Raw genomic sequence first — 4,220 nt, 5'->3', positions numbered from 1 at the left:
TCGTCGTGTCGAGGATCTTGGGCGCAAAACCGGCGCCGATGCCCTGGATCTTGTGCGGGCCGGGCTGGCCGCCCGACAGAACCGGCGAGGAGTCGGGCTCGACAGCGACGACATGCACGGAGGGCTTGCGCTTCTTCAGCACCTGGCCGACGCCGGTGATGGTGCCGCCGGTGCCGATGCCGGCGACGAAGATATCGACCTCGCCATGCGTATCGTTCCAGATTTCCTCGGCCGTCGTCGTGCGGTGGATTTCCGGATTGGCCGGGTTCTCGAACTGCTGCGGGATGATCGCATTGGGGATCGTCGCTGCCAGTTCGTCGGCCTTGGCGATGGCGCCTTTCATGCCTTTCGGACCCTCGGTCAGCACCAGCTCGGCGCCGAGCAGCGCCAGCATTTTCCGGCGCTCGACCGACATTGTTTCGGGCATCGTCAGGATCAGCTTGTAGCCCTTGGCCGCGGCGGCGAAGGCAAGCGCGATGCCGGTGTTGCCCGACGTCGGTTCGATCAGCGTTGTCTTGCCGGGAGAAATCTTGCCTGATGCCTCAAGCGCCTCGATCATCGCCACGCCAATGCGGTCCTTGACCGAGGCGATCGGATTGAAGAATTCGAGCTTGGCGATGAGATTGGCGACGATGCCCTTTTCCCTGGCGAACTTGTCGAGCCGCACCAGGGGCGTGTCGCCGATCGTATCGGTGATGGAATTGTAGACGCGGCCGCGGCCGGGCACGCGGGCTGATGTGGCGGACTTGTTCATTTGTTTCGCTCCCAGAACTTCAGGCGAGTAAGGATTTCAGGCAGTGGAATTGCAGCCGGCAAGATAGGGCCTTCGGTCGCGCAAGATAGACTGTCGGCTGAAAATATCCGAGTGGGACCTGTCTCTAAAACCGTGCCGTCCCGGAAAAGCATTTCTCGCAAAGGCCTGTTTGCGAAATGCTTTGGCCGAAAGCTCTCTATTGCCGAGCGGCAATCGCTGCAGCAGCACCGACCATGAAGCCGGCCGCCGTGCGGTTCAGCGCCTTGAGCGCGCGGGGCGATTTCAGAAACCAGCGCGCCTTGGCCGCCAGCGCCAGATACGGCACCAGCACCACCAACAGCACGACAACGGTCAGCGCGACGAGGATGCCGTAATCCGCCAGCGTGATGGTTTTCAGGTCGACGATGGTCGGCGTGATCGCGAGATAGAAGATCATCGTCTTCGGATTGCCGAGGGTAACGGTCAGGCCGGCGGCAAAGCTCGACAGCAAGCCGCCCTTGCCTTTTCCGGCCTCGACGGTCTCGGGCGTGATGCCGCTGTTCCAGAAGCGCCAGCCGAGAAAGGCGAGATAGGCGACGCCGAGCCATTTGATGGCCAGGAAAACCATGCCGAAGGATTGTGCGACGAAGGCGAGGCCAAGCACCACGGCGGTCAGATAGGTGATGTCGCCAACCATCAGGCCAAACGACATCGCCAGCGACGATCGGAAGCCTGAGCCGAGCGCACGGGCGACCAGCGCGGTGATGCCGGGACCAGGAATCGCGGCGGCGATGCCGAGGGCCGCACTATAGGCGAGGAATCCGGTAAGGGTCATGGCACTGGTCTCGGATCAGAGCGTTTTATTGCATGGGACAGGCCAAGATTGAATTTCCTGGGGCCGGATTCTATTGCACCAGATATCGAGGGCTCGCCTTACGAAGCCCCCTCATCCGGCCGCTTCGCGGCCACCTTCTCCCCGAGGGGAGAAGAGACGGGCGCCAGCGTCTGCTGACTCCTCTCCCCTCGGGGAGAGGTCGGATTGTCCCGAATTGCTCTTCGCAATTCGGTTGGCAATCCGGGTGAGGGGGCCTGCGTTACCTGAGCAGATCAGGACGGACCGTCGCCATGGGTGACACGCCAGATGGTGCCGTTGCCGTCCTCGCTGACGATCAGCGCACCGTCGCTCGCAATCGCCACGCCGACCGGCCGGCCCCAGACCTCACCGTTGGAAACAACGAAGCCGGTGATGAAATCCTCATACGCGCCGGTCGGCTTGCCGTCCTTGAACAGCAACCGCACCACCTTGTAGCCGGTCCTGTTGCCGCGGTTCCATGAACCATGCAGAGCGACGAACGCATCGCCCTTGTATTCAGCTGGAAAGCTCTTCCCCTCGTAAAAGGCGATGGTGAGCGGCGCCGAATGCGCCTGCATCAGCACATCGGGAACGGTCGTTTTGCCGGCAAGATCGGGGCGCTCACCCTTGTGGCGCGGATCCTCATTGTTGCCGATATAGTACCAGGGCCAGCCATAGAAGGCACCCTCCTTGACCACGGTCGCGTATTCGGGCGGCACATTGTCGCCAAGCGCATCGCGTTCGTTGACGACGCACCACAGCGCGCCGGTCGCCGGCTGCACAGTCATACCCGAGCAGTTGCGCAGGCCGGCGGCAAAGATGCGGCCGTTCTTGCCATCGGGATCGAAGGCCAGCACGTCGGCGCGGCCGTCTTCAGAACCCCAGGCTGCACCCAGCGGCTGCGATTTCGCCCAGGCATCGAGTCCGCCTTTCGGCTCCCGGCCCATGTCCTCGGCGACATTCGATCCCGAGCCGACCGAAAGGTAAAGCGTCTTGCCGTCCGGCGAGAAGGCGATATCGCGGGTCCAGTGATGACTGGCGGGGATGTTGCCGACGATGGGTTCCGGGTCGCCGGAGGCCTTCAGGTCGCCATTGCGGTAGGCAAAGCGCACGATGCTGTCGCTGTTGGCGACATAGACCCATTGCGGGTCAGCGCCCGGCGGATAGAAGGCAATGCCATAGGGCCGGTTGAGATTGCCGGCAAAGATGCCGTCCTGCGCCGGCTTCGCACTGCCTTCGGCGAGGCGATAGATGCGGACCTGGTTGGCTTTGCTGTCGGCGACGAACAGGTCGCCATTCGGTGCGACGCGTACGACGCGTGGATTGTCGATGCCCGATGCAACCAGCTCGGCCGAGAAACCCGGCGGCAGTTGCAGCTTCGCGTCTGCCGGCATGTCCGCGATGCCGGCGCTGTTCGAGGTCGACCGGGTGGCATTGGGCTTGGGCAGATCATCCGGTCTGATCAGGCGGCGGGTGCCCGGCTTGTCCGCTCGCCAGTCGCCGAAGGCAGCCGCGCCTTTCAGCACCGGTTCGTCCGCCTGCTGGGCGAATGAAGCGGTCGAGAGAAACAGTGCGGCGGAAAGTGCGGGGCCGGCAAAACGCATCATTCGGTCCTCCAGTGTTCGGGCGTGAAAACAGGAACGACCGGTTTCGTCGATCGTTCCACGGCACACGATGAGGTGAAGGAAGCTTGCGGTTTTCCGGTTCAGGTCCCGGCGGCGTAGAAATCGTCGTCGAGGCGTTTTTCCAACTCGACGAGGTCGGCCGGCAGCGGCAGGCCCATGGCGCGCATTTCCCGTAGCTTTTCGCGCAGCTGCTCCTGGATCTCGTGCTGGTCTTCCGGCTGGTTGACCATCTCCTCCAGCAGCAGGCTGATCCGGGCCTTGAATTCTTCGAGCGCCATCGTCGTCTCCTCGGTTGGATCAGCTCAGCGCAGCATGCGTGAAATCAGCTGCGCCGTATAGTCGACCATTGGGACGATGCGCGCGTAATTCAGCCGGGTCGGGCCGATGACGCCGAGCGCGCCGACGACGCGGGCATCCTTGTCGCGATAGGGGGCGACGACCAGCGACGAGCCCGACAGCGAAAACAGCTTGTTTTCCGAGCCGATGAAGATGCGCACACCCGAGCCCTGCTCGGCGAGGTCAAGCAGCTGGATAAGCCCGTCCTGCGTCTCCATGTCCTCGAACAGATGGCGCAGCAGCTCGATGTCGGCCTGGGCGGTAACGTTTTCAAGCAGATTGGCACGCCCGCGCACGATGAGCCGTGCCGGCAGGCCGCTGTCGGCGCCGGCCCACACCGCCAGCCCCTTCTCCACCAGGTCCTGCGACAGCGTGTCGAGCGCGGCCCTGGTTTCTTCCTTGATGCGAGCGATCTCGATCCGCGCCTCGGCAAGCGTGCGACCGCGTATATGGGCGTTGAGGAAATTCGAGGCCTCGTGCAGTTGCGAGACGGTGATGCCGGCGGGCAGGTCGACGACGCGGTTTTCGACGTCGCCATTCTGCGACACCAGCACCGCCAGCGCCTTCGTCGGCTCAAGCTGGATGAATTCGATGTGCTTCAGCGCCACCTCGTTCTTGGCGGCCAGCACCAGGCCGGCGCCGCGCGACATGCCCGACAGCATCTGGCTGGCCT

At 63.4% G+C, this 4,220-nt stretch carries 5 protein-coding genes; all 5 read right to left on the bottom strand.

Annotated features, from left to right (window positions below):
• Positions 1–754 (bottom strand): cysteine synthase A (gene cysK, locus EN991_RS25565; RefSeq protein ID WP_127369805.1); only part of this gene is annotated, 754 nt, incomplete at its 3' end.
• Positions 755–950: 196 nt separating this feature from the next.
• Positions 951–1,568: a LysE family translocator gene (locus EN991_RS25560; RefSeq protein WP_013528636.1), complete on the bottom strand. Its 618-nt coding sequence runs from the start codon at positions 1,566–1,568 to the stop codon at positions 951–953.
• 272 nt (positions 1,569–1,840) lie between these two features.
• Entirely contained in the window at positions 1,841–3,193 is a 1,353-nt protein-coding gene (locus tag EN991_RS25555) for a sorbosone dehydrogenase family protein (protein WP_127369804.1), read from the bottom strand.
• Positions 3,194–3,291: 98 nt separating this feature from the next.
• Positions 3,292–3,489, bottom strand: coding sequence for a hypothetical protein (locus tag EN991_RS25550; RefSeq protein ID WP_013528634.1), 198 nt, complete (start codon positions 3,487–3,489; stop codon positions 3,292–3,294).
• A gap of 24 nt (positions 3,490–3,513) precedes the next feature.
• A partial coding sequence (locus EN991_RS25545) for a heat-inducible transcriptional repressor HrcA (protein WP_164769364.1) occupies positions 3,514–4,220 on the bottom strand: 707 nt, incomplete at its 5' end.

The organism is Mesorhizobium sp. M7A.F.Ca.US.005.03.2.1 (genome assembly GCF_003997795.1).
GTDB lineage: Bacteria > Pseudomonadota > Alphaproteobacteria > Rhizobiales > Rhizobiaceae > Mesorhizobium > Mesorhizobium ciceri.
This window is presented reverse-complemented; position numbering and strand designations above follow the sequence as displayed.

Bases quoted from the DNA above. Each gene is read 5' to 3' on its own strand.
- EN991_RS25555 (WP_127369804.1), bottom strand. From the start codon at position 3,193: ATGATGCGTTTTGCCGGCCCCGCACTTTCCGCCGCACTGTTTCTCTCG.
- EN991_RS25550 (WP_013528634.1), bottom strand. From the start codon at position 3,489: ATGGCGCTCGAAGAATTCAAGGCCCGGATCAGCCTGCTGCTGGAGGAG.
- EN991_RS25560 (WP_013528636.1), bottom strand. From the start codon at position 1,568: ATGACCCTTACCGGATTCCTCGCCTATAGTGCGGCCCTCGGCATCGCC.